Source organism: Nocardioides panacihumi, assembly GCF_039530925.1.
GTDB classification, from domain to species: domain Bacteria; phylum Actinomycetota; class Actinomycetes; order Propionibacteriales; family Nocardioidaceae; genus Nocardioides; species Nocardioides panacihumi.
In genome coordinates, this window is the sequence record NZ_BAAAPB010000006.1 from 1,556 (window position 1) to 27,079 (window position 25,524).

Annotated in this window: 24 protein-coding genes; 14 read left to right on the forward strand and 10 right to left on the reverse strand. The window is 71.6% G+C overall.

What is annotated here, in order from left to right:
* Nucleotides 1–157: 157 nt before the first annotated feature.
* Nucleotides 158–823 carry a SprT family zinc-dependent metalloprotease gene (locus ABD205_RS20805; RefSeq protein ID WP_344048229.1) on the forward strand — a complete coding sequence of 222 codons (666 nt, stop codon included), beginning with the start codon at nt 158–160 and terminating at the stop codon, nt 821–823.
* A 61-nt stretch (nt 824–884) separates the two neighbouring features.
* Here ABD205_RS20805 and ABD205_RS20810 read toward each other — a convergent pair whose 3' ends face one another.
* Together ABD205_RS20810 and ABD205_RS20815 are read right to left on the reverse strand one after the other, a co-directional pair.
* Entirely contained in the window at nt 885–3,206 is a 2,322-nt protein-coding gene (locus tag ABD205_RS20810) for a putative bifunctional diguanylate cyclase/phosphodiesterase (protein WP_344048231.1), read from the reverse strand.
* A gap of 144 nt (nt 3,207–3,350) precedes the next feature.
* The gene (locus ABD205_RS20815; protein WP_344048233.1) at nt 3,351–4,295 is read right to left on the reverse strand and encodes an alpha/beta hydrolase; all 945 of its coding nucleotides are present in this window, start codon (nt 4,293–4,295) and stop codon (nt 3,351–3,353) included.
* An 83-nt stretch (nt 4,296–4,378) separates the two neighbouring features.
* Here ABD205_RS20815 and ABD205_RS20820 point away from each other — a divergent pair, with 83 nt between their 5' ends.
* From ABD205_RS20820 to ABD205_RS20835, 4 genes are all read left to right on the forward strand, one after another.
* Entirely contained in the window at nt 4,379–4,882 is a 504-nt protein-coding gene (locus tag ABD205_RS20820; RefSeq protein WP_344048235.1) for a hypothetical protein, read from the forward strand.
* Nucleotides 4,883–5,061: 179 nt separating this feature from the next.
* Entirely contained in the window at nt 5,062–5,586 is a 525-nt protein-coding gene (locus ABD205_RS20825) for a nuclease-related domain-containing protein (protein ID WP_344048237.1), read from the forward strand.
* Nucleotides 5,587–5,685: 99 nt separating this feature from the next.
* Entirely contained in the window at nt 5,686–6,141 is a 456-nt protein-coding gene (locus tag ABD205_RS20830; RefSeq protein WP_344048239.1) for an HNH endonuclease, read from the forward strand.
* 105 nt (nt 6,142–6,246) lie between these two features.
* On the forward strand, nt 6,247–7,860 hold the full coding sequence (locus ABD205_RS20835) for a methyl-accepting chemotaxis protein (RefSeq protein WP_344048241.1): 1,614 nt from the start codon (nt 6,247–6,249) through the stop codon (nt 7,858–7,860).
* A gap of 10 nt (nt 7,861–7,870) precedes the next feature.
* Here ABD205_RS20835 and ABD205_RS20840 read toward each other — a convergent pair whose 3' ends face one another.
* The gene (locus ABD205_RS20840) at nt 7,871–8,236 is read right to left on the reverse strand and encodes a hypothetical protein (RefSeq protein ID WP_344048243.1); all 366 of its coding nucleotides are present in this window, start codon (nt 8,234–8,236) and stop codon (nt 7,871–7,873) included.
* Nucleotides 8,237–8,486: 250 nt separating this feature from the next.
* Here ABD205_RS20840 and ABD205_RS20845 point away from each other — a divergent pair, with 250 nt between their 5' ends.
* On the forward strand, nt 8,487–10,802 hold the full coding sequence (locus tag ABD205_RS20845; RefSeq protein ID WP_344048245.1) for an immune inhibitor A domain-containing protein: 2,316 nt from the start codon (nt 8,487–8,489) through the stop codon (nt 10,800–10,802).
* Between the two features lie 55 nt (nt 10,803–10,857).
* Here ABD205_RS20845 and glgA read toward each other — a convergent pair whose 3' ends face one another.
* Nucleotides 10,858–12,057 carry a glycogen synthase gene (glgA, locus tag ABD205_RS20850; RefSeq protein WP_344048247.1) on the reverse strand — a complete coding sequence of 400 codons (1,200 nt, stop codon included), beginning with the start codon at nt 12,055–12,057 and terminating at the stop codon, nt 10,858–10,860.
* A gap of 58 nt (nt 12,058–12,115) precedes the next feature.
* Between glgA and glgC the strand changes: the two genes are divergently transcribed.
* Nucleotides 12,116–13,339, forward strand: coding sequence for a glucose-1-phosphate adenylyltransferase (gene glgC / locus ABD205_RS20855; protein ID WP_344048249.1), 1,224 nt, complete (start codon nt 12,116–12,118; stop codon nt 13,337–13,339).
* A gap of 46 nt (nt 13,340–13,385) precedes the next feature.
* On the opposite strand, the gene ABD205_RS20860 is transcribed toward glgC, so the two are convergent.
* Both ABD205_RS20860 and ABD205_RS20865 read right to left on the reverse strand, forming a co-directional pair.
* Complete coding sequence (locus ABD205_RS20860) at nt 13,386–14,300, reverse strand: hypothetical protein (RefSeq protein WP_344048251.1); 915 nt, start codon at nt 14,298–14,300, stop codon at nt 13,386–13,388.
* A gap of 94 nt (nt 14,301–14,394) precedes the next feature.
* Nucleotides 14,395–14,988 (reverse strand): mismatch-specific DNA-glycosylase, encoded by a 594-nt coding sequence (locus tag ABD205_RS20865; protein ID WP_344048253.1) that lies wholly within the window; start codon nt 14,986–14,988, stop codon nt 14,395–14,397.
* A gap of 67 nt (nt 14,989–15,055) precedes the next feature.
* On the opposite strand from ABD205_RS20865, the gene ABD205_RS20870 reads away from it, so the two are divergent.
* Nucleotides 15,056–15,511 (forward strand): hypothetical protein, encoded by a 456-nt coding sequence (locus ABD205_RS20870; RefSeq protein ID WP_344048255.1) that lies wholly within the window; start codon nt 15,056–15,058, stop codon nt 15,509–15,511.
* Nucleotides 15,512–15,529: 18 nt separating this feature from the next.
* On the opposite strand, the gene ABD205_RS20875 is transcribed toward ABD205_RS20870, so the two are convergent.
* On the reverse strand, nt 15,530–16,159 hold the full coding sequence (locus ABD205_RS20875; protein ID WP_344048257.1) for a matrixin family metalloprotease: 630 nt from the start codon (nt 16,157–16,159) through the stop codon (nt 15,530–15,532).
* 64 nt (nt 16,160–16,223) lie between these two features.
* Here ABD205_RS20875 and ABD205_RS20880 point away from each other — a divergent pair, with 64 nt between their 5' ends.
* Together ABD205_RS20880 and ABD205_RS20885 are read left to right on the forward strand one after the other, a co-directional pair.
* On the forward strand, nt 16,224–17,405 hold the full coding sequence (locus ABD205_RS20880; RefSeq protein ID WP_344048259.1) for a site-specific DNA-methyltransferase: 1,182 nt from the start codon (nt 16,224–16,226) through the stop codon (nt 17,403–17,405).
* Between the two features lie 22 nt (nt 17,406–17,427).
* Nucleotides 17,428–18,540: an FUSC family protein gene (locus ABD205_RS20885; RefSeq protein ID WP_344048261.1), complete on the forward strand. Its 1,113-nt coding sequence runs from the start codon at nt 17,428–17,430 to the stop codon at nt 18,538–18,540.
* 4 nt (nt 18,541–18,544) lie between these two features.
* Here ABD205_RS20885 and ABD205_RS20890 read toward each other — a convergent pair whose 3' ends face one another.
* Nucleotides 18,545–19,675 (reverse strand): glutamate--cysteine ligase, encoded by a 1,131-nt coding sequence (locus ABD205_RS20890; protein WP_344048263.1) that lies wholly within the window; start codon nt 19,673–19,675, stop codon nt 18,545–18,547.
* Between the two features lie 59 nt (nt 19,676–19,734).
* On the opposite strand from ABD205_RS20890, the gene ABD205_RS20895 reads away from it, so the two are divergent.
* Entirely contained in the window at nt 19,735–21,090 is a 1,356-nt protein-coding gene (locus ABD205_RS20895) for a threonine/serine exporter family protein (RefSeq protein WP_344048265.1), read from the forward strand.
* 228 nt (nt 21,091–21,318) lie between these two features.
* Here ABD205_RS20895 and ABD205_RS20900 read toward each other — a convergent pair whose 3' ends face one another.
* Together ABD205_RS20900 and ABD205_RS20905 are read right to left on the reverse strand one after the other, a co-directional pair.
* On the reverse strand, nt 21,319–22,155 hold the full coding sequence (locus ABD205_RS20900) for an SDR family NAD(P)-dependent oxidoreductase (RefSeq protein ID WP_344048267.1): 837 nt from the start codon (nt 22,153–22,155) through the stop codon (nt 21,319–21,321).
* Entirely contained in the window at nt 22,152–23,651 is a 1,500-nt protein-coding gene (locus ABD205_RS20905) for a flavin-containing monooxygenase (RefSeq protein ID WP_344048269.1), read from the reverse strand. The genes ABD205_RS20900 and ABD205_RS20905 overlap by 4 nt, the downstream gene beginning before the upstream one ends.
* 71 nt (nt 23,652–23,722) lie before the next feature.
* Between ABD205_RS20905 and ABD205_RS20910 the strand changes: the two genes are divergently transcribed.
* From ABD205_RS20910 to ABD205_RS20920, 3 genes are all read left to right on the forward strand, one after another.
* Nucleotides 23,723–24,319 carry a TetR/AcrR family transcriptional regulator gene (locus ABD205_RS20910; RefSeq protein ID WP_344048271.1) on the forward strand — a complete coding sequence of 199 codons (597 nt, stop codon included), beginning with the start codon at nt 23,723–23,725 and terminating at the stop codon, nt 24,317–24,319.
* Between the two features lie 79 nt (nt 24,320–24,398).
* Nucleotides 24,399–24,842, forward strand: coding sequence for a hypothetical protein (locus ABD205_RS20915; protein ID WP_344048273.1), 444 nt, complete (start codon nt 24,399–24,401; stop codon nt 24,840–24,842).
* A 51-nt stretch (nt 24,843–24,893) separates the two neighbouring features.
* Nucleotides 24,894–25,358, forward strand: a complete 465-nt coding sequence (locus ABD205_RS20920; protein ID WP_344048275.1) for a hypothetical protein — start codon at nt 24,894–24,896, stop codon at nt 25,356–25,358.
* Nucleotides 25,359–25,524: the final 166 nt, after the last annotated feature.

A 25,524-nucleotide genomic window follows, 5' to 3' on the forward strand; every position in this document is an offset into this window, starting at 1 on the left:
GCGTCGGTGAAGGCCATACCCGTGGCCCCGGCACCGACCACCAGGTAGTCGGCCTCGATCGTGCGCGTCACGCTCCCACCGTCGCACCTGGGGGCGTCCGCGTCCACGACGGGGCGCCGCCGCCGGATCGTCGGTGGTCGCGTCTAACCTCTCTGCCGTGGATCTCGAGGACGCCCGCCGGTTGGCGCACGAGCTGATGACGCAGCACGGGCTGCACGGCTGGCGATTCGAGCTCGACCGCGCGAAGCGGCGGGCCGGCATCTGCCGGCACCAGCAGAGGACCATCGGGTTGTCGGCTCCGCTCACCCGGCTGCACCCCGAGGAGGAGGTCCGCGACACGATCCTGCACGAGATCGCGCACGCGCTGGCTGGGCCGAGAGCGGGCCACGGACCGGCCTGGGTGGCGACGGCACGCCGGATCGGCTGTTCGGCGGCGCGGTGCGTCCCCGAGGACGCGCCGACGGTGCCGGGCGCGTGGGTCGGTGTGTGCTCGCGCGGCCACCGCGTCGACCGTCATCGCCGGCCGGAGAGAGTCCTGCTCTGCACCCGCTGCAACGACCGGCCCAACCCCGAGCGGACCTTCGAGTGGCGGCACCACGGGCAGCCGGCGCCGATGCACCCGAACTACGTGGACGAGCTGCAGGCCCTCCGCGAGGGCCGGCGGCTCATCCGGCTCGGCGTCGGCGTGCGGGCGCGGATCGTCGCGCCTGGTGACTTCCACGGCCGCGTCGGCACCGTCGTCAAGACGGGGCGCACGCGCTACCACGTGCGACTCCGGGAGGGCGTCCTCGCGGTCGTGCATGCGGGCGTGGAGCCTGCCTGAGCCAGCACAGCCCTCCGGCGGTCAGCGCATCACTCCGGCGGACAGCACAGCACTCCGGCGGTCAGCGCATCGCCCGGCGCCCGTCCCGCTCGAGGCGCATGACGGAGAGCAGGTCGGCGAGCGGCATCGGGCGGTGCATCAGGTAGCCCTGCGCGAGCACGCCGGGCGCATCCTCGCGGACCACGTCGAGCTGCGACTCCCGCTCGATCCCCTCGACCACGACGCCGAAGCCGAGCGACTGCCCCATCAGCACGACGGAGCGCAGCAGCGCGCGGGCGCGCGGGTCCTCGTCGATCCCGTTGGAGAGCGCGGCGTCGGCCTTGATGACCTGCGCCGGCAGGTCGTGCAGGTAGCTGATCGAGGAGAAGCCGACGCCGAAGTCGTCGATCGCGAAGACGACGCCCATGTTCTCGATCGCGCGCATCGCGGCGAGGACGTTGTCGTCGAGGTCGACGCCCTGCCGCTCGGTGATCTCGAGGATCAGCGACGTGCCGCGCATCGCGGCCACGGTGCGCCCGACGGTGGCGATGAACTCCGGCTCCCGCAGCTGGGCAGCGGAGATGTTGACGTTGATCGAGAGCGGCTCGCCGTCGGCGGCGGAGAGCAGCGCCGGTGCATCGGCCGCGACCTTGCCGAGGATGACGTCGCCGAGCGGGACGATCAGACCGGTCTCCTCGGCGACGCTGATGAAGACGTCCGGCGCGACGGGCACACCGTTGCGGCGCCAGCGGGCGAGGGCCTCGGCGCCGACGATCCGGCCGTGGTCGACACCGATCACCGGCTGGTAGGCGACGTCGATCTCGGCGTCGTCGATGGCCTGGCGCAGGTCGTCGACGAGCTCGAGGCGCTCGAGTCGCACGCGGCCCATCGCGGTCTGGTACTCGACGTACCGACCCTTGCCCTGGGTCTTCGCCTCGTACATCGCGAGGTCCGCGTTGCGCAGCAGGCTGGCGGCGCTGTCACGGGAGGTGCCGTAGGCGAGGCCGACGCTCGCCCCGAGCTGCACCGGCTGGCCGGCGATGTCGATGCTCTCGCCGATGGAGGCGAGGATCCGCTCGCACATGAGCGGCATCAGCACCTGGTCGACGTCCTCGAACAGGATCGCGAACTCGTCGCCGCCGAGCCGGGCGACCGTGTCGGTCGAGCGCACGCAGCGGCGCAGCCGTGTCGCGAGCCGCACCAGCACGTCGTCGCCGACGCCGTGCCCGTAGCGGTCGTTGATCGGCTTGAACCCGTCGAGGTCGATGAAGAGCAGCGCGACAGGGTCGTGCCTCTGGCGCGCCAGCGCCTGAGTGAGCCGGTCGAGCAGGATGCCCCGGTTGGGCAGGTCGGTCAGCGGGTCATGCCGGGCGACGTGGACCATCTCGTCGGTCAGCTCCAGGCGCGACACGGCGTCGGAGGCGACCGCCGCGAGCGCGCGCAGCGCCTGCTCGTCGCTGTCGACCGTGGCCCGGGCGCGGTTCTTCGCCTGGGCGACCAGCCAGCGGCTGTCGTCGCCGAGCTGCACCGGGACGGCGATGGTGCCGTCGACCGGGGGAGTGTCGCGCAGCCGCACGTCCCTGAGCTTCAGCAGCTGGCGGGCGTCGCGCAGCAGCGCGTCGATGACCGCCTCGCGGTCGACGTGCGCCTGGGCGCGTACGGCGGCCGAGAACAGCACCGTCAGTCGCCGCGCGTTCTCCTGGCCGCGCGTGACGGCTCGCGTCGCGATGAGCAGCGTGACCAGCGGCACCGCCAGCAGGCTCAGCGTCCACCACGGGGTGGCGCGCTGGACGACGGCGCCGAGGTAGCCGAGCGAGTCCAGCGGCACGAAGCAGGCGATCGCGAGGAGCGTCCCGCGCTGCATCAGCTCGCGGCTCAGCCGCGACTGCGCGCCGATCGCGACGGAGACACCGGAGAGGACGTAGTCGGTGAGGAAGTAGACCGCGGCGGCGAACAGCATCGCGACCAGCTCGCGCGGCGTGCCGACGGCCCCGCCGCTGCCGACCGCGTAGACGGTGGCCGCGAGCCCGCCGGCCACCACGCCCAGCCCGATGTTGAAGCACTTGGCGTTGGCGGTCTTGTTGGCGGTCACCTGGGTGACGGCGACACCGATCGACCACGCGACAAGCGCGTCGGAGGTGTCGAGCGTGCACAGCAGGAAGATCAGGATGCTCGAGTCGAAGCCGACCTCGATGCCGCCCGACCCGCTGTCGAGGATCATCGGGAAGCGCGCGACGACCGCGATCAGGGGGACGGCGATCAGGGTGGCGAGGCCGAGGTCCCAGCCGAAGCCGTCCTGGGCAGACTCCAGCGCGGCCCCGGCGAAGACGACGAGGCCGACCGCGAGGACCGCGAGGTGGTAACGCCACCTCCACGTCTCACCCACACTGGGCACGCTGGACATGAACGAGCTCTCCGCTAGACGGTGAACCGGCGATTCCAATATCCACTACGTGCGGCCCGCACACATCGGGATCCGGCGAGGTCAGGACTAGGGTCCCTGGTCACCTGGTCACCTGGTCGCACCGGGCGCGGCGTCAGGACCGGCTCACAGCCGTCGGCGCAGGAAGGCGACCACGTCGTCGAGCGCCTCGCGAGCCACGGGCACGACGCCGGGCAGCGAGGCGAAGCCGTGGATGCCGGCCCCGTAGTCGCGCAGCTCTGCCTCGGAGCCCGCGAGGCGCAGCGCGTCCGCGTACGTCGAGCCGTGGTCGCGCAGCGGGTCGTGGTACGCCGTGAGGATCAGTGCGGGCGGCAGGTCGGCGTGAGACTCCGCGCGGATCGGCGAGGCCTGCCAGTCCTCGATGCCGTACGCCTCGCCCAGGTAGAGGTGGCCGAACGTGTGCATCTGCCGCGACGACAGCACGAGGGCCTCGGCGTTCGCGTCCTCCGAGGGGTAGCGCTCGTACATCTCCACCGCCGGGTAGACCAGCACCTGCGCCCGCAGCGCCGGGCCGCCCGCGTCGCGTGCCATCAGCGCGGTGACGGCGGCGAGGTTGCCGCCCGCGCTGTCGCCCATGACTGCCAGGCGGCTCGCGTCGCCGCCGAGGTCGGCGGCGTGCTCGGCCACCCACTGCAGCACTGCCCAGGCGTCGTCGACCGCGGCGGGGTAGGGGTGCTCGGGCGCCAGACGGTACGTCGGCGAGACGACGATGCTCCCGGTCAGCTCGGCGACACGGCTGGCCAGCCAGTCCGACTGCTCCGGGGTGCCGATGGCCCAGCCGCCACCGTGGAAGTTCACGACGACCGGCAGGGGGCCGTCGAGACCCTTCGGCCGGTGGACGTGCAGCCGCGAGCCGGTCTCGATCACGAGGTCGGTGGTGTCGACGGCGCGCGACGGGCGGCCGAAGACGAGCTGCCCGACCGCCGAGCGGCGCAGGCGCTCGCGCTTGGCGCGCAGCTCCACCATCGCCTCGGCCGTCGCGGGCTCCGAGACCATCAGCTTGAGGATCACGCCGAAGGCGCGGGTACGCGTGGCCAGGCGGGTCGTCACGGCGCACAGCCTGCCGCATGCAACCTGACGGACGCGCGCCGCGTCTTGCTGGTGACCATCCACCGATCACGAAAGTCACCGCCATGTCGATCCGACCCGCCACCGTCGCCGGGGCGCTCCTCGCCGCCTCCGCCTCGCTGACCCTCCTCCCCACCACCGCCACCGCGGCCGCCTCGACCACGTCGGTCGAGAAGGGCGTCGTCATCGAGTGCTCCGGCCAGGTCGGCGGGCGGTCCGTCTACGTGAGCCTCTACGAGAACAGCCGCTACGTGAACGTCGTGCAGGTCAACGTCGGTGACGACGGCGCCTCGCGCGAGGTCCATGACATCGTCCGGGCCGGACGCGTCCGCGCCGCCGTACGGATCGGCGACTCGACCGCCCGGGTGACCGGCGTCGTCAGGCTGACGGGCCGGCCGACCAGGGTCCACGACGAGCAGGACGACGCCGGCCAGCACATCGTCAGCGACGGGACCCACCGCGCGCTGGCGACTCGGCTGCGGTTGTCGCTCAACGGCGACAAGGCACGCCTGACCTGCGACAACGCCTTCCGCTACCGGCTGCGCGTGACGAGGACGGACGTTGTCTGACCTCACCTCCGGGCTCATCTCCGGGCCGACCTACGGGCTCACCTACGGCCGCATCCTCCGATCGGTCAGTCGCCCGCCGCTCGACGTAGCACGAACTGACGAGATTGACCGAAAGTCCTGTCGGCCGGGACCGTCCCGGCTTAACGTCGTACCTCACGCGCCAGCACTGAGGACAGGGAATGCCGAACGACTCCACCGAGTGGCCGACCAGGGCGCTCGTCCGTCCGCGGACGAGCGGTGAGGGCGCGACCTCGGCGATCCTCGGGGCGCTGCCGCGCAGCGAGTGGACGGTGTTCGACTCGGTACGGCTCGCGGGACGTCGTACGCCGCTCCAGGTCGCCGTCGGCCCGCAGGGCGTCTTCGTCGTCGAGTCGCGGCGGCGGCCGTGGGTGTCAGCCCGCGACGAGCTGCGCCCCGGTGGCGTCCGGCAGGACGTCGTCGTCGCGGCCACCCGTGCCGCTGCCGCCGTCACCGAGCTGACCGGACTCGTCGAGCCCAAGCACGTCACCGCCGTCGTGTGCTTCGTCGGCCGCGAGGTGGAGCCGGTCGTCGCCGGCGACGTCGTCATCTGCTCGACCCGCAACCTGCTGGCCATCCTCACCACCGGCACGGCCGTCCTCGGGGCCGACCGGCTCCAGCTGGTCACGCTCGACCTCGACACCTCACTCGGTACGTCGCACCGCACCGCCCCGCGACGCCGCTGACGCTCGCCCGGCCGCGTGAACTCGGGGTGACGCCTCACCCAAACCGCTTGGCTGTTCGACTCCGCGCACCTACCGTGAATAGCGGAGGAGGTGTGGGCCATGGCTGCGACGAGCGTGGCGCTTCTCAACGCCTCCTACGAGCCGCTCGGCAGGGTCACCTTCCAGCACGCCGTGCGCATGCTCTTCCGGCAGGTCGCCATCGTCGAGGAGGCCCACGACGACCGGATGATCGGGCCGCACCCGTGGCCGCGGGTCATCCGGCTGGTGCGCTACATCCGGATGCAGTGGATGTACCGCCCGGCGGCGTACAGCCGTGAGTCCGTGCTGCGGCGCGACGGGCATCGCTGCGCCTACTGCGGACGCCACGCCAGCACGGTCGACCACCTGCTGCCGTCGTCTCGGGGCGGCCAATGGACGTGGCTGAACACCGTCGCCGCGTGCCGCCTGTGCAACGGCCGCAAGGCCAACCGGACCCCGGCCGAGGCGGCGATGGTGCTGCGGTTCGAGCCGTACGTGCCGACGCGCGCACAGCTCGCGGCGCTCGGTCTCTTCTGACGCCTGACTGACGGGTCACAGCAGCGTCCGGCCTGCTCAGGTTTCACGCGCCCGGGCCGAAGTGGAGGGGTCGCCTCACCCTGCCCTGGAACGGATCACAAACTCATGCGTCTCCTGTCGCGCACCCGCATCGGCATGCGCCTCGTCATCGCTCTCGGCACCGTGGTCGCACTCTTCGTCGCAGCCGCCTTGTTCGGGTTCACCGCGCTCAGCAGCGACGACGCGGCCATCGCGAAGGTCCGACACCTCCAGCAGCTGACCCGCGACGTGCAGGAGATCAAGTACTACAACTCGGACGTGAGCGGCTGGCAGGTCTCCTATGCCTGGGAGGCCATGAAGGGTGACCCGGCTGCGGCCGTCGACCCGTCGGCCTCGACCCGGGCCGGATACCTCGACGTCGCCGCGCGCTGCAAGAAGTTCCTGGCCGGCATCGACCAGACGTACATGACCGGCTCCGAGCGCCGGACGCTCGCCTCGATCATCGACGGCTGGAACAGCTTCTTCGCGATGGACGACCAGATCGTCGCGCTGTACAAGAAGGCCGACCACAAGTCGGTCGACAAGGCCAACGCCATGATCGGCGGTCCGTCCTGGGACATCTACGCCAAGATCCTCGACGAGACCGCGACGATGCTGAAGTCGACCCAGGCACGCAGCGACGCAGCCGCGCAGGCCGCGAGCGACCACTCGAAGCGGGCCCAGAAGGAGATGGCGGCCGCCCTGCTGCTCGCCTTCGTGGCCGCGCTCTCCATGGTCTGGCTCGTGCGCCGCAGCATCGCCGGTCCGCTCGAGGTGACCACCGAGGCGCTGCGCCGGATGGGCCGCAAGGACCTCACGGTCCGCGTCGAGACCGACGACCGGGGCGAGCTCGGCGAGATGGCGCACGCGATCAACGAGGCGACCGCCGCACTGCGCGACACCATCACCACCGTGAAGTCGGACGCTGCCCGCCTGGCGCAGGCCTCGACCACGATGCAGCGGGCGAACGCCGAGATCCTGGGTGGCACCCAGATCGCGTCAGAGCTGGTCCAGGAGGCCGCGGGCTCCGCGACGGAGGTCAGCCACAACACCCAGAGCATCGCCGCCGGCACCGAGGAGATGGGACTGTCCATCAGCGAGATCTCGCGCAGCGCCTCCGAAGCCGCCTCGGTGGCGGAGAGCGCCGTGTCCGCCGCCGCCGACGCCTCGGACCGGATCGACCGGCTCGGCGCCGCCTCGCAGGAGATCGGCGCGGTCGTCGCGACGATCAACGCCATCGCCGAGCAGACGAACCTGCTCGCCCTCAACGCCACCATCGAGGCGGCTCGCGCCGGCGAGATGGGCAAGGGCTTCGCTGTCGTCGCGACCGAGGTCAAGGAACTCGCCAGCGAGACGGCGCGTGCGACCGAGGACATCTCGGCACGCGTCGCCGGGATCCAGCACGAGACGGCCGAGGCGGTCGCCACGATCCGCGGGATCAGCAACGTCATCGGCCGGGTGAGCGACCACGTCACCACCATCGCGAGCGCGGTCGAGGAGCAGAGCGCCACCACGTCCAGCATGAGCGCGAGCGTGCATCACGCCGCCCTGGGCTCGACACAGATGGTCGACCACGTCAAGCGGGTCGCGGGCATCGTCGACGAGACCGACACCGCCGTCCAGGCGAACACGCGCACCCTCGAGGACCTCACCCGGATGGCAGCCACCATGGACGAGGTGACGGCCACGTTCGTGGTCTGAGGGCTGTCGGCTACTTCTCCCAGGGCGCCTGGTCGCCCATCTTGCGGTAGTACCGCTGCACGTGGTGCTTGGCGCGCTCGACATCGCTCTCGGGGATGTCGACGCCGCCCCGCGCACCGTCGAGGACGCCGGCCGCGGCCATGATCCCGCGCGGCACCGCCTGCAGCCGGCCGTCGACCACGTCGGCGTACAGCATCTTGTAGGCGGTGAAGTTGTCCTTGCGGTCGGCGTCGTACCAGAGGTGGGCGTCGCGGTACTTCGCGTTGGGGCCGTCCTCCGCGCCCGCCCAGGCGCGCACCCGCTTCTCCGCCGCGGCGCCGTCCCACTCGCGGTCCCGGGACGCGAGCGGCAGGTCCTGGTAGGTCGTGACAGTCATCGGTCCTCCACTTCGTCGAGTCGTGCCGGGGACGGGGCCGGTACCCGGCTGCTGACCGCCGTACGCCCTGCGGTGGACCGGCCCGGTGACCGCAGGAAACGTCGTACGACGGGCCGGACGCGTCATAAACAGTCTCGAATTGGGACCTAGACGCGAAGGTAAAGACATGATGGGGTGCCTCTGGCGGACACGCTCGTCTCCGCCGCCAGGGCCCGCTGGGCCCACTCGGAATCTCTCGGAGGACCAACACGTGAATCGACGCATCTCGGGCGTCATCGGCGCGGCCGCGAGTCTCGGACTCGCGGCCGTTGCCGTGCCCACCGCCCTCGCCCCGGTCAGCGCCAGCGCTGTCCCGGCGGAGGTCGGTCAGGCTCCGAACGCCCACCAGAAGAACGACGACCGGCCGGACCCGAAGGCTGCCCACTGGCGCGCACTCAAGCAGAAGGCCGTCGAGCAGGTCGCGCGCGGCGAGAGGAAGCCGCAGACGAAGGGTGGCGGCCAGGCCGTCAAGGTCGGCCCCGGTCAGTGGGTCGAGTACGGCACGCAGCAGACCGCCCAGCTCCTGACCTTCCTCGTCGACTTCGGCAACAAGGCCGACCCGCGGTTCCCGACGGCGCCCGCGGCGGGCCCGGTGCACAACCAGATCCCCGCGCCGGCGGCTGACGACAACTCCACCTACTGGGAGCCGGACTTCTCCCAGGAGCACTACAAGGAGATGTTCTTCACCGGTCTGAAGGACCAGAACGGCGAGTCGTTCCACGACGTCTACAACCAGATGTCGAGCGGTCGCTTCGACCTCAAGGGCGACGTCAGCAACTGGGTCACGGTGCCTTACAACGAGGCGTCCTACGGCCAGACCGAGTCCAACCAGGACATGACCCGGTTCGTCCAGGACTCCGCCGACGCGTGGTACGCCGACCAGCTGGCGCAGGGCAAGACGAAGGACCAGATCGTCGCGTACCTCAAGTCGTTCGACCAGTGGGACCGCTACGACCTCGACGGTGACGGCAACTTCAACGAGCCCGACGGCTACATCGACCACTTCCAGGCGATCCACGCCGGCACCGGCGAGGAGGCGGGCGCGCCCAAGTCGGCCATCTGGTCGCACCGCTGGGCGGTCAACCCCAGCGGCAGCCAGGGGCCGGGCGACTACGGCCACGCCGGCGGCATCAGGATCGGTGACACCGACCTGTGGATCCGTGACTACACGACCGAGCCGGAGAACGGCGGCCTCGGCGTGTTCTCCCACGAGTTCGGCCACGACCTCGGCCTGCCGGACTACTACGACACCGCCGGCGGCGACAACGGCACCGGCTTCTGGAACCTGATGAGCTCGGGCTCGTGGATGAACCACGGCACGAACACCATCGGGACGACGCCGAACCACATGGGCGCCACCGAGAAGCTGTTCCTGGGCTGGCTCGACTACGCCACCGTCGCGCCTGGCCAGAAGGCCAAGGTCGACCTCGGCCCGTCCTACCACGCGACGAGGAAGTCGCAGGCGGTCTTCGTCGACCTGCCGGACGGCAAGGCGTTCACGCCGACCGGGCCGGCGTCCTCGGGCGACAAGTACCTGTACTCCGGCACCGGGGACGACCGCACCGCAACCGCTGCCTCGCCGAGCTTCACGGTGCCGGCCGGCGGGTCGCTGACCGCGAAGGTCAACTACTCGATCGAGACCGACTGGGACTACGCCTACGCGGAGATCTCGACCGACGGCGGCAAGACCTACACGCCGCTCGCGACGAACCTGTCGACCGACGCCAACCCGAACAACCAGAACGACGGCCACGGCATCACCGGCTCCTCGAACGACAAGTGGGTCGACCTGTCGGCCGACCTGTCGGCGTACGCGGGGCAGACGGCGTCCGTCCGCTTCCGGATGTTCAACGACGGCGGCTACCACGAGATCGGCCTCAAGGTCGACGACGTGGCGGTCGGCAGCGCCCTGAGCACCGACTTCGAGGGCGGCTTCGACGGCTGGACGTTCGACGGTTTCCACGGCATCAGCGGTGGCGGCTACGACACGGCCTACCAGCAGTACTACCTCGCTGAGAACCGGGTCTACGGCGGCTACGACCAGACGCTCGCCCAGGGCCCGTACAACTTCGGCTGGCTGGTGAGCCACCCGCAGCAGGTCGAGCACTTCCCGTACCAGGACGGCCTGCTGGTCTGGTACAAGAACGGGCTCTACACCGACAACAACACCAAGCAGCACCCGGGCTACGGCCAGGCGCTGCCGGTGGACGCGCACCCGAAGGCGCTGACCTGGTCCAACGGCTCCGTCGCACGGGCCCGGATCCAGTCCTACGACATGACCTTCGGGCTGCAGAAGACCGACCCGCTCAGTCTCCACCTCGAGTCGGTCGTGAACGGCCAGACGGTCGCGAGCACGCTGGTGCAGCCGTCGCAGCCGGCAGTCTCGGTCTTCGACGACACCGACCCGAACCGCTACTACGACGCGTCGAACCCGCAGGGCTCGACCAAGGTCGCGGGCACGGGCACGAAGATCAAGGTGCTCTCGCAGGACACCGGCAGCGGGACGATGACCGTCCAGGTCAACTAGTCCCCGTCAGCAGCAGGGAGGCCCCCACACCGCCGGGTGTGGGGGCCTCTCGGCGTCAGACCAGCGAGCGGTAGATGGAGACGGTCCGCTCGGCGATGGCGGCCCAGCTGAAGGCGTCGATGGCCCGTCGGCGGCCCGCCCGGCCCATCTCGGCAGCGCGCCCGGGGTCCGCGACGAGCTCGTTGAGCGCGGCCGCGAAGTCCGCCACGTAGCCCTCGGGGTCGACGGGGGTGCCCGTGCCGTCGGTCAGCTGCTCGATGGGCACGAGCAGGCCCGTCGTACCGTGCTGGACGACCTCGGGGATGCCGCCTGTGGCGGTCGCGACCACGGCGGCCTCGCAGGCCATCGCCTCGAGGTTGACGATGCCGAGCGGCTCGTAGATCGACGGGCAGGCGAAGACCGTCGCCGCCGAGAGCAGCGCGACGACGTCAGCGCGCGGCAGCATCTCCGCGATCCAGACGATCCCGGCCGCCCCGCTCCCGCGCCGCGCGCGCAGGTCGTCGACCAGGCCGACCACCTCGGCCTCGATCTCCGGGGTGTCGGGCGCGCCGGCACACAGCACGACCTGCACGTCGGGTGGGAGAGCGGCGACGGAGCGCAGGAAGTACGGCAGCCCCTTCTGGCGGGTGATCCGACCGACGAACACCACCGACGGACGGTCGGGGTCGACCCCCAGCGCACGAACGCGGTCGGGGTCGTCGGCCGGCCGCCAGAGCTCGGTGTCGATGCCGTTGTGCACGGTGTGGACCCGGCTCGGGTCGACCGCCGGGTAGGAGCGCAGCACGTCGTCGCGCATCGCGCTCGAGACGGCGATGACAGCTGCAGCCGCTTCGTACGACGTCCGCTCGGCCCAGCCGCTCAGCGCGTATCCGCCGCCCAGCTGCTCGGCCTTCCACGGCCGCAGCGGCTCGAGCGAGTGCGCCGTCAGGACGTGCGGCACGCCGTGCAGCAGCGCGGCGAGGTGGCCGGCCAGGTTGGCGTACCACGTGTGCGAGTGCACGAGGTCGGCGCCGGCGCACGCGTCGGCGACGGCCAGGTCGACGCCGAAGGTCCGCAGCGCGGCGTTGGTGTGCGCGAGCGGCTCGAGGTCGGCGTACGAGAACGTGTCCGGCTCCTCGCGCGGCGCGCCGAACGCCCGGACGACCGTCTCGACGTCGCCGCCTGACCGCAGCGCGCGGACCAGCTCGGCGACGTGGACACCGGCGCCTCCATAGACCTCGGGCGGGTACTCCTTGGTGAGGATGTCGACGCGCACACGGGCAACCTACTCCGCGTGCCTGCCTTCGCGGGCTGTCCAGGGCTAGTCTCCGAACATGGCGCTCCCTCTCCGCAAGAAGGTGCTCGCGATCGTCCTGGCAGGCGGGGAGGGCAAGAGACTGATGCCCCTCACCGCCGACCGGGCGAAGCCGGCCGTCCCGTTCGCGGGGATCTACCGGCTCATCGACTTCGCGCTGTCGAACGTCGTCAACTCCGGCTACCGCCAGGTCGTCGTCCTGACGCAGTACAAGTCGCACTCCCTCGACCGGCACGTCAGCCAGACCTGGCGGATGTCGACGTTGCTCGGCAACTACGTCGCGTCCGTGCCGGCCCAGCAGCGGCTCGGCAAGAACTGGTACCTCGGCAGCGCCGACGCGATCTACCAGTCGCTCAACCTCATCGGTGACGAGAAGCCCGACATCGTGGTCGTGGTCGGGGCCGACCACGTCTACCGGATGGACTTCTCCCAGATGGTCGACGCGCACATCGCCTCCGGGGCCGCCTGCACGGTCGCCGCGATCCGGCAGCCGATCGAGATGGCCGACCAGTTCGGGGTCATCGACGTCGACCCGGAGGAGCCGCGGCGGATCCGCGAGTTCCTCGAGAAGCCGAAGAACCCGGTCGGGCTGCCGGACAGCCCCGGTGAGGTGCTCGCCTCGATGGGCAACTACGTCTTCGACGCCGACGCACTGGTCGAGGCGGTCACCCGCGACGCCTCCGAGATCGGGTCGAAGCACGACATGGGCGGCGACATCGTCCCGGCCTTCGTACGCCGCAACCAGGCCGCGGTCTACGACTACCGCGACGACGAGGTGCCCGGGTCGACCGACCGTGACCGCGGCTACTGGCGCGACGTGGGGACGCTGGCGTCGTACTACGACTCGCACATGGACGTCGTCTCGCCGCTGCCGGTGTTCAACCTCTACAACTACGCCTGGCCGATCTACACCTCGCACGGCCCCTACCCGCCGGCGAAGGTCGTGCACTCCAACGTCGACGAGGTGCTCCTCTCGCCGGGGGTCGTGGTCAGTGGCGGCGAGGTGGTCCGCTCGGTCATGTCGCCCGGGGTCTACGTCTCCGGTGCCGAGGTGACGGGTTCGATCCTGATGAACGACGTGCGGGTCGGCGAGGGCGCAGTTGTCCGCAACGCGATCCTGGACAAGAACGTCGTCATCCCGCCCGGCGCACGGGTCGGCTGCGACCCGGAGGAGGACCTGGCGCGCGGCTTCGTCGTCCAGGACGGGCTGACCATCGCCGGCAAGGACCAGCCCTACGACTGAGCCTTGAGTGTCTCGACCACCCCAGGGTGGCCGAGACACTCACGCCTCACGCAGCGCGGGGTACGCCGAGCCGCCGCAGGTCGCGCGCGAGCCGGGTCGGTCCGTCGCGGAGCTCCCGAGCGGTGCACCTCACGATGACCCGATCCGGCCCGCTGAGCGCCCTCTGCCGCGCGAGGTCGTCCTCCCACTGCTGCGCCTCCATGTGGAACGCGCCGTCGACCTCGAGCACGAGGACGCGGCCGTCGGCGAGCCGCCACTCGCAGTCGGTGAAGCGCACGCGGCCGTCCCCGTCGTACCTCTTGACCTGCCGCGTCGGCTGGGCGAGTCCGTGCTGGCGACACATACGACGCACGTCGAGCTCGGCCACCGACTGGGCACCTCCGGCGATCTCGGTGAGCGTCCTGCGCATCTCCGCCGAGTGCCGGAGCCTGCCGAGCCCGTCCAGCACACGCAGAAGCTGGTCCGCGGTGGTCAAGCGCTGCTGGACGACGGCGGCCAGGACGCCGCGGGTGGTACGGATGTTGTCCTGCTCCGACGCCCAGAGCAGGACTGCCACGATCGGGCGACAACACGGCGGCGTGAGCTCCGTCGAGCGCAGGGAGCCGAGGTCGCGCGTGGTGCGGAGGAAGCGGTAGCCGTCGAGCGGCGTCGGCACCCTCAGGCCCGATGGGACGAGCACGACGACCTCGTCCCGGTGCCAGTTCGCCAGGCCGCCGAGCTCCGCGGCGTGCAGGCCGGCGACGAGGGCTCCCTCACCGCCGTGGAGGACCCCTAGCCAGAGCCGCTGGGCCTCGTCCAGCGCGCCGGTGAAGGTCGCGATCACCGTGGGGGAGTGCGCCTGCCAGCGGTCCGTCGCGATGCGATGCGCGACCGCCTGCGCGCGAACGCCGGCCGCCCGCAGCTGTCGCCGCGTGATGAGGCCTTCTTGGGACCGCGCCTTCTTGCGCCACTCCTCCTCCACGGGCCCAGCGTCGCGGGTTGTGCCGAGCTGCGCGTCCCGCTCTCCACAGCCCGGAGGCTTGAGTGTCTCGACCACCCCAGGGTGGCCGAGACACTCAAGCCTCGGACAGGACGCCGGCTGCGCGGGCCGGCTCGGCGTACGCCGCGGCCAGCGAGGCGACCGTCTCGTGGGCGTTGAGGCCGCTGGGGTTCGGGACCACCCAGACCTCGGCGTCGCCCCAGACGTCGTCGTGCGGCTGGAGCCCCGTGGCCGAACGCGGCCGGCCGAAGGCGGAGCGGTACGCCGTGATGCCGGCGATCGCCACGACGCGCGGGCGCTCCCGGCGGACCAGCTCCTGCAGCCGCAGGCCACCCTCGACGAGCTCGGCCTTGGACAGCTCGTCGGCGCGGGCCGTGGCCCGGTGCACGACGTTGGAGATGCCGACGCCGCGTCCGACCAGGTGGGCGCGGTCGTCGTCGCTCATGCCGGCGGCCGGGTCGATCGCACGGGTGATGATCCCGGCGGCGTACAGCGCGGGGTAGAAGCGGTTGACCGGGTGGGCGAAGTGGGTCTGCGTCGCGGCCGTCCACAGCCCCGGGTTGATCCCCACGAAGAGCAGCCGCAGGTCGGGCCCGATCAGGTCGGGCACCGTCGCGTCGCGGAAGGACTCCAGCTCGGCCCGGGTGAACGTGCGTCGACGGGTCGTCACGCCGTCACCCTGCCACGCCCCGGTGCGGGCGCGGGAACCGGACGGGCGGCGATACCGTCTCATCGTCATGCGGCGACTTCTCGGATCCACGGCGGCCCTCCTGCTGGCGAGCTGTCCCCTGGCGGCGTGCGCGGGCGGGTCGGACGCGGGCGGCTCCGCGGCGAGCCCGACCTCGCAGCCCGACAGCGGCTACGTGGTGAGCGACGAGCTCGTGTCGCAGACCGCCGGCGACGGCGAGATCGCCCAGGTGGCGACCCCGCTGCCCGACCAGGCGGCGGTCGACGACTTCACCCGTGGCCTCGCCGACTCCCTCGCCGCGAAGGTGGACGAGGCGGTCAGGCGGACGCAGGTCGCCTCCGGGCAGCAGCTCTACGGCCAGGTCGTCGCCGTCGGCTGCGACGTCCCGCCCGCCGTGACCGTCGAGCGCGACCCGGTGGCCGTGCAGCCCGAGCCGGTCACCTCCCCGAAGCAGGAGTGCTTCGCGCCCGTCACCACGGTCGCGCTCGTCGTGGTGCTGGACTGAGTCGTGGTGCTGGACTAGCTAGCCCCTCGGGCAGGACAGCGCGTGCTGGTGCCGCAGGCCGGCGAGGTCGCCGGGGCCGAGCGTGGTGCGGCCGATGTTCGCCTTGTTCATCAGCTCACCGCCGTCGTGGACGTGGTCCAGCCCGAGCACGTGCCCGAGCTCGTGCATGACGATCGCCTGTCGCTCGGCCATGTCGTGCTGGTCGGCGTACTTGGTGGCGTCGAGCATGACGACACCCGTGGCGTAGCGAGCGTCCCCGCCCGGCACGCTGCGACCCAGCCCGATGACGTCGCCGGCGAACTGGGGCACCTCGGCGGCCGTCGCGAACCCGATGAGCACCGGCCCGGCCCGACCGTCGGTCAGGTGGGCGGAGAAGTCCCGGTCCGGCGTCATGCCGTCGAAGTAGAAGCGGTAGCCGCTCGCCGCCGAGACCTTGCCGACCGCTCCGTGCACCACCTCGGCGAAGTCCGCCGGCGCCTCCGCCTCGCTCACCACGTAGTGGATCGGCGCGCACGGGTAGGCGACACCGGGGTCGAGGAGCGCGTAGGGCCCGGTGCTGTCGTGCGCCTGACCCGCGACGAGCGTCCGGAGCAGCACGGCCCCCGCCACGGCGAGCAGCACGCCCCAGCGCAGCCGTCCCCTCCTCACCAGGACATCATCCGCGGTCACGCCTCCCACCGCTCGGCTTTCGCGATGACTAGCGTGTGCGTTCGTGGAGCCGTGGAACACGTTCGTCGAGGGGGACAACCTCGAGGTGCTCCGTCGGCTGGAACAGCGCGAGGAGGTCTTCGACCTCGTCTACATCGACCCGCCGTACAACACCGGCAACGACTTCGCGTACGCCGACGACATCCGCGGTGCCGACGGTCGCCGCCGCGGCCGGCACGAGGCCTGGGTGGCCGTGATGCGCCCACGTCTGGAAGCGGCCCGTGCCGTCATGAGCGCGCGCGCCGCGATCTACGTCAGCATCGACGACAACGAGGCGGCGTACCTCCGGCTGCTGCTCGACGACGTGTTCGGCGAGGAGTGCTTCCTCGCCCAGATCGTCGTCAACCTCAACCCCAAGGGACGCCAGCTCGGCGGTGGCTTCGCGACGTCGCACGAATACCTGCTGGTCTACGCACGGGACCCGCGCGCGTGCGCGCTCGACGCGAGCAGCCCCGACCTGGTCGACGAGCGCGACTTCCCGCTCGCCGACGCGAACGGGCGGCGCTACCGCCACCTGCCGCTGCGCAACACGAACAAGAAGTTCAACCCGGTCACCGCGCCGACCCTCCACTTCGCCGTGTACGGCGACCCCGAGTCCGGCCGCGTAGCGACCGTCCCGTTCGACGGCGCGGTCGAGGTGACTCCCGTATTCGGCGACGGGAGGCCAGCGGTCTGGCGCTGGTCGCGCCCGCTCATCGACCAGCGACCCGACGACCTGGTCTGCCGCCGGATCGCCGGGCGGAGAGGCGAGCGGGTCGACGTGTTCCAGCGCGACTGGCTGCACGGCCTGGACGGCCGGACCCGGCGCAAGAAGCTGCGCACGATCTGGCTCGCCGAGGAGGTCGGCTCGACCGACACCGCTGTCGCCGAGCTCAAGGCGCTCGTCGGCCACGTCTTCGAGTCGCCCAAGCCGACAGGCCTCATCCGCCGCATCCTCGCGACCATGCCGCACGACGTGCGGGTGCTCGACTTCTTCGCCGGATCCGGCACCACGGGGCACGCGGTGGCCCTGGCCAACGCCGCCGACGGCGGCACCCGCTCCTGCGTGAGCGTCAACTCCGCCGAGCCGACCCGACCCGGCTCGAACGCCGCGAACGCCGGCCTCGCCACCGTCGCCGACATCACCCGCGCACGGCTGCGCGCCGTCGCGGCCGGTCTGGGCGGCGGACTCGACGAACAGCTCTGAGCGGCTCTGGAAGGATCGGGGCATGCAGCGCGACGCCGTCGACCTCTGGGTGCATCGAGGGCGTACGTCGGCCAGGGAGCGTTTCATCCGCTGGCGGTCCAAGCGCTGGGCGGTCGCACAGTGCGCGATCTCGGCGGGCGTGGCCTGGTTCCTCGCGCACGACGTGCTCGGACACCCGGCGCCGGTCTTCGCCTCGATCGCGGCGGTGGTGAGCCTCGGCACGTCGTACGGCCAGCGCCTGCGGCGGGTCGCCGAGGTCACCCTCGGCGTCGCGATGGGCGTCCTCCTGGGCGACATCCTGGTGGAGGTGCTCGGCTCCGGCGCGTGGCAGATCACGCTCATCGTCGGGCTCGCCATGTCGGCGGCGCTGCTGCTCGACGCCGGGGTGCTCTTCGTCAACCAGGCGGCCGTGCAGTCGGTGTTCGTCGCGGCGCTGCTTCCGACGCCGGGTGCGGCCCTCACCCGATGGACCGACGCGCTGGTCGGTGGCGCCGTCGCGCTGGTCGCCGCCACGGCGGTGCCGGCCGCGCCGCTGAGACGGCCGCGGGAGCGGGCCGCCGTCGTCATCCGCAAGATCGCCCACCTGCTGCGAGCCGCCGGAGACGTCATGGTCGAGGCCGACCCGATCCACGCGATGTCGGTCCTCGCCGAGGCCCGGTCGACCGACGGCCTGATCCGCGAGCTGCAGGCGGCCGCGGACGAGGGCATGGCGGTCGTCGCCTCGTCGCCCTTCCGGGTCAGGCACAAGCCGTCGGTGCGGCAGATGGCGGAGATCGTCGAGCCCCTCGACCGGGCACTGCGCAGCACGCGCGTGCTCGTCCGGCAGGTGGCCGTCGCGGCGTACCGGGGCCGGCCGGTCCCCGCGTCGTACGCCACCCTCGCCTTCGACCTCGCCGAGGCGACCGACATGCTCGCCGACGAGCTGGTCAAGGCGCGCAACACCTCGGAGCTGGCCGAGGCGGCCCGCCCCGCCCTGTTCGCGCTGGGCGAGGCGTCGTCGATGCTCGAGCGCAGCCAGGTGATGACCGCCGAGGGCATCCTCCTGCAGCTGCGCAGCGTGATCGTCGACCTGCTGCAGCTGACCGGCATGGGTCAGTTCGAGGCCACGGACGCGCTCCCGCCGCCGCCGTCCTGACGGTCTAGCCGAGCGACTCGCGCAGCTCCCGCACGACCGAGTCGACGACCGCGACCAGGTCGCCGTGGGTGCGCTCGGCGACCGCCCGCTGCCGCTGGTACGACGCCCCGCGGCTGACGATGTCGCTGACCGAGGCGAGCTCGGCGGCGCAGCCGAGCCGCTCCGCGACCGGCTCGAGCCGGCGCAGCAGGTCGGCCAGGTCGTCGGTGACCAGACGCTCGTTGGACTCGGCGTCGAGGATCACGATCGCGTCGAGCCCGTAGCGAGCCGCCCGCCACTTGTTCTCCTGCACGTGCCACGGTGGCATCGTGGTCAGCCGCTCCCCGGCCGCGGCCCGTTCGTCGAGGTCGACGACCAGGCAGTGCGCGAGCGCCACGATCGCGGCCAGCTCGTCGAAGGTCGACACGCCGTCGCAGATGCGGTTCTCCAGTGTGCCGAGCTTCGGGGACGGCCGCAGGTCCCACCTGATCTCGGAGAGCTCGTCGATGACACCGGTCGTCAGCTGGTCGTACGTGAAGGCCTCGAACTGCTCCCAGGTCTCGAACTGGAACGGCAGCCCGGCCGTCGGCAGCTGCTGGAACATCAGCGCCCGGTTCGACGCGTAGCCGGTGTCGACGCCCGCCCAGATGGGACTCGACGCCGAGAGCGCCTGGAAGTGCGGATAGTAGGTGAGCAGCCCCGACAGCACCTGCATCACCCGCTCCTGGGACGGCAGGCCGACGTGCACGTGGACGCCCCAGATGAGCATCTGGCGGCCCCACCACTGGGTCCGGTTGATGAGCTCCTCGTAGCGATGTCCCGGCGAGAGCTGCTGCTGGGTCCAGCTCGCGAACGGATGCGTCCCGCCGCCGTACAGGTCGACGCCGAGCTCGTCGCACGCGTCGACGACGGGCGCCAGGCTGCGGCGCAGGTCGACCATCGCCTCACCGACGGTGTGGCAGACCCCGGTCACCAGCTCGACCGTGTTGCGGAGCAGCTCCTGGTGCAACCGGGTCGGGTCGGGCATCCGCGCCTTGGCGCGGGCGAACAGGTGCGAGGCGTTGTTCGACAGGTCGCGGGTGTGCCGGTCCACGAGCGCGAGCTCCCACTCCACGCCGAGCGTCGGCTCCGGGGAGGGGTGGAAGTCGATCCGCACGTGCCCAGCCTCCCACGCCGTTGGTGCATGACGCCTCCGTCACTGGCAACCTTCGACGCGTGGACGCACGCGAGGTGAACCTGACACTCGACTTCTGCCTGAAGGTCGGCGAGCTGCTGCTGTCGTCGGGCGCGGGCGCTGCCGACGTGACGGCGACGATGCGCTCGCTCGCGCGTCACCTCGGCCTGCGCAGCGCCGACGTGGACGTCACGTTCGTCAACCTCGCGATGGCCTTCCAGGAGAACCCCGAGACCGTGCCGGTGCTCGCGACCCGGCAGGTCAAGCTGCGCACGATCGACTACGAGGACCTCACCCGCGTCGACCACCTCGTCCGCGCGGTGCTGCGCGACGACGTCGACCTCAAGGGCGCCCGCGCGGAGCTCGGCCGGATCATCTCGACCGGGCACGGCCGCAAGCGCTGGGCGGTCACGGCCGGCCTCGCCGTGATGGCCGCCGGCGTGGCCGTGCAGCTCGGCGGTGGCCCGCCGGTCGTCGTACTCGCGGCCCTGGCGGCGACGATCATCGACCGGCTCCAGCTCGTCATGTCACGGCGCCGGGTGCCGGTCTTCTACCAGCAGGTCGCGGCGGCCGGCGTGGCGTCGCTGCTGGCGGTGTGCGTCAGCGTGCCGTTCGACGCCGACGTCTCGACGGCCATCACCGCCAACATCGTCGTGCTGCTCGCCGGGCTCGGCTTCATGGGCGCGCTGCAGGACGCCCTGACCGGCTTCTACATCACCGCCGGCGCGCGGATCACCGAGGTGATGCTGTCGACGGCCGGGATCATCGCCGGTGTCAGCGCCGGCCTCGCGCTCGCGCGGGCCGTCGGGCTGCACCTGCCGCCCATCGAGCCCGCGGCCGTCGACCTCCGCTCGGTCAGCCGCGCCCTGGTCGGAGCCGCGATCGGCGCGGCCGCATTCGCGTACGCCTCCTACGGCCCCCGACGCAGCCTGCTCCCGATCGCAGTGGTCGCCGCGGCGGCGGAGGGCATCACGGTCGTCTTCCCCGCCGAGTTCGGCAACACCTGGGCGGTCGCGGTGGCGGCGTTCTTCGTCGGTCTGGTGAGCTACTCGGTGTCGGGCCGGCTCCGGGTTCCGCCGCTGGTGGTCATCGTGCCGGCCGTGGTCCCGCTGCTGCCGGGCCTGTCCATCTACCGGGGCCTGACGCTGCTGGGCGCGAGCGGCAACGCGGCCGCCACGAGTGGTCTGCTGGCGATGTTCACGGCCGCCTCGATCGCGGTCGCGCTCGCCTCCGGCGTGATCCTCGGCGAGTACGTCGCCCAGCCGCTGCAGCGCGAGGCCCGGCGTCTCGAGAGCCGCCTGGCCGGCCCTCGCCTGGTCGGTCCCGTGGTCGTCCGGACCCCTCGCGTCCGGCGCCGTCGACGGGCCCGAGCCGCGGCCGAGTCCCCGCACACCTGATGCCGAGTCGGCGCATCCTCGCAGCTCACAGAGGCCGAGTCGGCGCATCCTCGCAGCTCGCTGGCGCTCGCGTGCGAGGATCCGCCGACTCGGCCTTGCTTGCGTGCGAGGTTGCGCCGACTCGGCCGTGCTCGCGTGCGAGGTTGCGCCGACTCGGCCCTGCTCGCGTGCGAGGATGCGCCGACTCGGCCCTGCTCGCGTGCGAGGTTGCGCCGACTCGGCCCTGGGTCAGCGGTCCTTCTTGGGCATGACCCGCTTCGCTCCGAAGGCCACGATGTCCTGGTAGCGCGAGCCGGTGAACTTGCCGAGGTTGTGGATGAGATGTGCGTCGAGGCCGACCAGGACGCGCGCCTGGTTCTTGAGGATGCCCTTGACGATGATCTCGGCAGCCCGCTCCGGCGGCATCTTGGCCAGCTTCTCGTCGAAGAACTTCGCACTCTTCGCCGCGTCGTCCCTCGCGGAGTAGCGCGCCGAGCGGGCCACGGCGGTCTTGATGCCACCGGGGTGCACCGACGTCACGCCGACCGCGTGGCCGTCGATGAGCATCTCCTCGCGCAGCGCCTCGGTGAAGCCGCGGACGGCGTACTTCGCGGCGTTGTAGAACGCCTGGTCGGGCATCGACACGAGCCCGAAGAGCGAGGAGATGTTGACGACGTGCGCGTCGCCCGAGGCGATCAGCGCCGGCAGGAACAGCTTGGTGCCGTGGATGACGCCCCACAGGTCGATGCCGATGATCCAGTCGATGTCGTCCCACTCCAGGTCCTCGACCCGGCCGGAGAGCGCGACGCCCGCGTTGTTGACGACCACGTTGACCCGCCCGAAGTGGGCGAGCACGTCGTCGGCGTACGCACGGAAGGCCGCGCGGTCGGCGACGTCGAGCCGGTCCGCCTTCACCTGCGTGGCGCCCGCCTGCTTCGCGAGCTCCACGGTCTCGGCCAGGCCGGCCTCGTCGACGTCCGAGACGGCGAGCAGGGCACCGTGACCGGCGATGTTCACGGCGAGAGCCCGGCCGATGCCGGAGCCGGCGCCGGTGATGACGACGACCTTGTCCTTGAGCGACTTCATGCGTTCACGTGCTCCTTGGTGTGGGCGGCGCTGACGGTGTAGCTCTTCACGTCGAAGCTGCGCAGCAGGCGGCGCAGCACGAACGTCGTGCGCGGCCAGAGCGTGGTGTTGCGGCCGTGCTCGTCGAGATACCACGACGAGCAGCCGCCGGTGCTCCACACGGTCGGCGCCATCCGGGCCTGCAGGTCGGCGTTCCAGGCCGCGAAGGCCGCCTCGGTCGGCTCGACGCAGGCGTAGTCGTTGAGCCGCATCGTGCGCAGCGCCTCACGGACGTACTGCACCTGCGACTCGATGACGAAGACCATGGAGCTGTGGCCGAGCCCCGTGTTGGGGCCGACGAGGAAGAAGAAGTTGGGGAACTCCGGCACCGTCGTCCCCTTGTACGCCGCCATGCCCGTCTCGGCGAACCGGTCGGCCATGAGGCGGCCGCCGCGACCGCGGACGCGGTGGGCCATCGGCAGGTCGGTCGTGTAGAAGCCCGTCGCCACGATCAGCACGTCGACCGGGCGCTCGGTCCCGTCCTCGGTGACGATCGCGTCGGCGGTGACCCGGGCGATCGGGTCGGTGACCAGGTCGCAGTTGTCGGCCGCGAGCGCGGGGTAGTAGCTGTTCGAGATGAGGATGCGCTTGCAGCCGATCTGGTAGGTCGGCGTCACCTTCTCGCGCAGCACCGGGTCGGCGATGGCCCCGTGGATGTTCTTGAGCGCAGCGCGCCTGGCGGGGGCCGCGAGCTTGGGCTGCCGCGTGAACGCCGGCACGTAGGCCTCGCGCCCCCAGTAGACGGCCGTGCGGACCGCACGCTGCACGCCCGGGAGGTGGCGGAACGCGAACTTCTCGAAGTCGGAGTAGTGGTGCTCGTTGCGCGGGATGACCCAGGGGGCGGTGCGCTGGTAGACGTCGAGGTGCGCCGCCAGCCGCTGGACCTCGGGGACGATCTGGATCGCGCTCGCGCCGGTGCCGATGACGGCGACCCGCTTGCCGCTCAGGTCGACGTCGTGGTGCCACCGGGCGGAGTGGAAGATCTCGCCCGCGAAGTCCGCGATGCCCTCGATCTCCGGCAGGCGGGGCTCGGAGAGTGCGCCGGGTCCGGCGATCATCGTGCGGGCTGCGTACGTCGTCGTGCCGGTCGGCCCCTCGGTCCGCACGATCCAGCGCTGGGCCTCCTCGTCCCACGCCGCGTCGGCGACCAGGGTGTCGAAGACGAAGCGGTCGAGCACGCCCGACTCGCGCGCCACACGCTGGATGTAGGCCTGGATCTCCGGCTGGGGGGAGTAGCTCATCGACCAGTCCGGGTTGGGCGCGAACGAGAAGCTGTAGAGCTGGCTGGGCACGTCGCACGCGGCGCCGGGGTAGGTGTTGTCGCGCCAGGTGCCGCCGACGTCGCCGCCCTTCTCGATGACGACGAAGTCGCGCTCGCCGTCCTCGTCGAGCTTGATCGCCGCGCAGAGGCCGCCGAAGCCGGCGCCGACGATCAGGTGGTCCACGAGCTGGGTCATGCGACAACCGTAGGGAGATTGTTGAACGAGTGTCAATAGCGCTGTTGAACGCATTTCAATAGAGTGGGCTCGTGACCACCGCCCCGCGCACCCGGCTCAGCCCGGACGAGCGTCGCTCGCAGCTGCTCGACCTCGGCGTACGCCTCTTCGCGACGCGGTCGCTGTCGGAGATCTCGATCGACCTGCTCGCCGAGACGGCCGGCATCTCTCGCGGGCTGCTGTACCACTACTTCGGTGGGCTCGCCGGCTTCCAGGAGGCCGTCGTGCGGCGGGCGGCCGCCGACCTGATCGCCCGTACGGCGCCGCCGAGCGAGGGCGACGTGCTCGAGCGGCTGCTCGTCTCGGTGCGTGCCTACGTCGAGTACGTCGACGAGAACTACGAGGGCTACCTCTCGCTCGTGACCGGGGCCAAGAGCGGCAACGAGTCGCTGCGGGCCATCTACGACGAGGCGCGAGCGGCGCTCACCGACCGGATCTTCTCGTCCGACACCGACCACCTGCTCGACGACACCCCGGCGATGCGACTCGTGGTCCGCGGCTGGTCGGCGCTCGCCGAGGAGATGGTGATCGACTGGAAGGCCGGCGGCGGCGTGACCCGCGACGAGCTCGTCGGGCTCATCGCTGGAGCGCTCCCGGCGCTTGCGGGAGCCGTGCCGAGCGAGGGGTGACGCCCGCGGGCGCCCGACTCTCGGGAGGCTCCTGCCTGGCACACAGCGTCCGGACAGTTCCGGGGCCCACGGTGGTGGCATGACTGAAGAGACGCCCACCCCGGCAGACGCGCCTGCCGACTCCGGCGCGACGATGACCGAACATCCGGTCAGTCCGTACGACGCCCCGCAGCCCGACTGGCAGGCCGTGGCGCCTCCGCCTCCCGCAGCGCCGAGGCCCGGCTTCCATGCCCGGCTCGTCAAGCTGTGGCTCACGCTGGCGGTCGGCGCCGCCTGCCTCGTCGTCGGGCTGGGGCTCGGCGCGCTGATCGGGCATGCGGCGGGCGGGGCCGGTTCCGACGGCTTCCAGCAGCCCGGCTTCGGCTCGGGCCAGCGGCCGGGGCCGGACGGTCAGGGCTTCGGGCGCCAAGGATCGGGCCAGGGCCAGGCCCCCGGTGTGCAGCAGGACGACACGCAGCAGGACGACACGCAGCAGGACGACACGCAGCAGGACGACACCGGCTCGTCGGGGACGGCCAGCTGAGACATCGCGTGTTCATAGGGCCAGCACAGGTTGCTGGTGCACCCTGCTCCCATGAGTGAGCAGAGCAACGGCCCGACGGGACCGCCGCCGGCCGAGCCCTCGGGGACGGTGCCGCCCGGAGGCGCGCCGGCCGGGCCGTACGCACCGCCCGGACCCTACGGAACGTACGGCGCCGCCGGACCCCACCAGCCGATGCCGCAGTGGTATCCGGCCGCTCCGCGCCAGCCCTTCCGCGACCGGACCTTGAAGCTCTGGGTCGCTCTCGTCGCGGCGCTGGCCTGCCTGGTCGTCGGGCTGGGTGTGGGCGTCGCGATCGGCCACGCGACCGGTCACGACGACGGCCCAGGACGCTTCGAGCGCTTCCGCGACGGTGGACCCGGCTTCCGCAACGGCCCGCGCCACGGCTTCGGTGGCGGCTACGGTGGCGGCTTCGGCGACGGGCAGGGCATCCCGCCCGGCGCCCAGCAGCAGACGCCCACCCCGACCCCGGCACCCACCCAGACCCCGAGCGGCTGACCCCACCTGCCGAGTCGGCGCATCCTCGCGGCTCACAGGGGCCGAGTCGGCGCATCCTCGCAGCTCACAGGGGCCGAGTCGGCGCATCCTCGCGGCTCACAGGGGCCGAGTCGGCGGATCCTCGCGGCTCACAGAGGCCGAGTCGGCGGATCCTCGCAGCTCGCCT

Coding starts and splice junctions, on each gene's coding strand:
- ABD205_RS20810 (WP_344048231.1), bottom strand. CDS start 3,206: ATGTCCAGCGTGCCCAGTGTGGGTGAGACGTGGAGGTGGCGTTACCAC.
- ABD205_RS20835 (WP_344048241.1), top strand. CDS start 6,247: ATGCGTCTCCTGTCGCGCACCCGCATCGGCATGCGCCTCGTCATCGCT.
- ABD205_RS20885 (WP_344048261.1), top strand. CDS start 17,428: ATGCAGCGCGACGCCGTCGACCTCTGGGTGCATCGAGGGCGTACGTCG.
- ABD205_RS20840 (WP_344048243.1), bottom strand. CDS start 8,236: ATGACTGTCACGACCTACCAGGACCTGCCGCTCGCGTCCCGGGACCGC.
- ABD205_RS20870 (WP_344048255.1), top strand. CDS start 15,056: ATGCGGCGACTTCTCGGATCCACGGCGGCCCTCCTGCTGGCGAGCTGT.
- glgC (WP_344048249.1), top strand. CDS start 12,116: ATGGCGCTCCCTCTCCGCAAGAAGGTGCTCGCGATCGTCCTGGCAGGC.
- ABD205_RS20915 (WP_344048273.1), top strand. CDS start 24,399: ATGACTGAAGAGACGCCCACCCCGGCAGACGCGCCTGCCGACTCCGGC.
- ABD205_RS20830 (WP_344048239.1), top strand. CDS start 5,686: ATGGCTGCGACGAGCGTGGCGCTTCTCAACGCCTCCTACGAGCCGCTC.
- ABD205_RS20825 (WP_344048237.1), top strand. CDS start 5,062: ATGCCGAACGACTCCACCGAGTGGCCGACCAGGGCGCTCGTCCGTCCG.
- ABD205_RS20820 (WP_344048235.1), top strand. CDS start 4,379: ATGTCGATCCGACCCGCCACCGTCGCCGGGGCGCTCCTCGCCGCCTCC.
- ABD205_RS20900 (WP_344048267.1), bottom strand. CDS start 22,155: ATGAAGTCGCTCAAGGACAAGGTCGTCGTCATCACCGGCGCCGGCTCC.
- ABD205_RS20920 (WP_344048275.1), top strand. CDS start 24,894: ATGAGTGAGCAGAGCAACGGCCCGACGGGACCGCCGCCGGCCGAGCCC.
- ABD205_RS20905 (WP_344048269.1), bottom strand. CDS start 23,651: ATGACCCAGCTCGTGGACCACCTGATCGTCGGCGCCGGCTTCGGCGGC.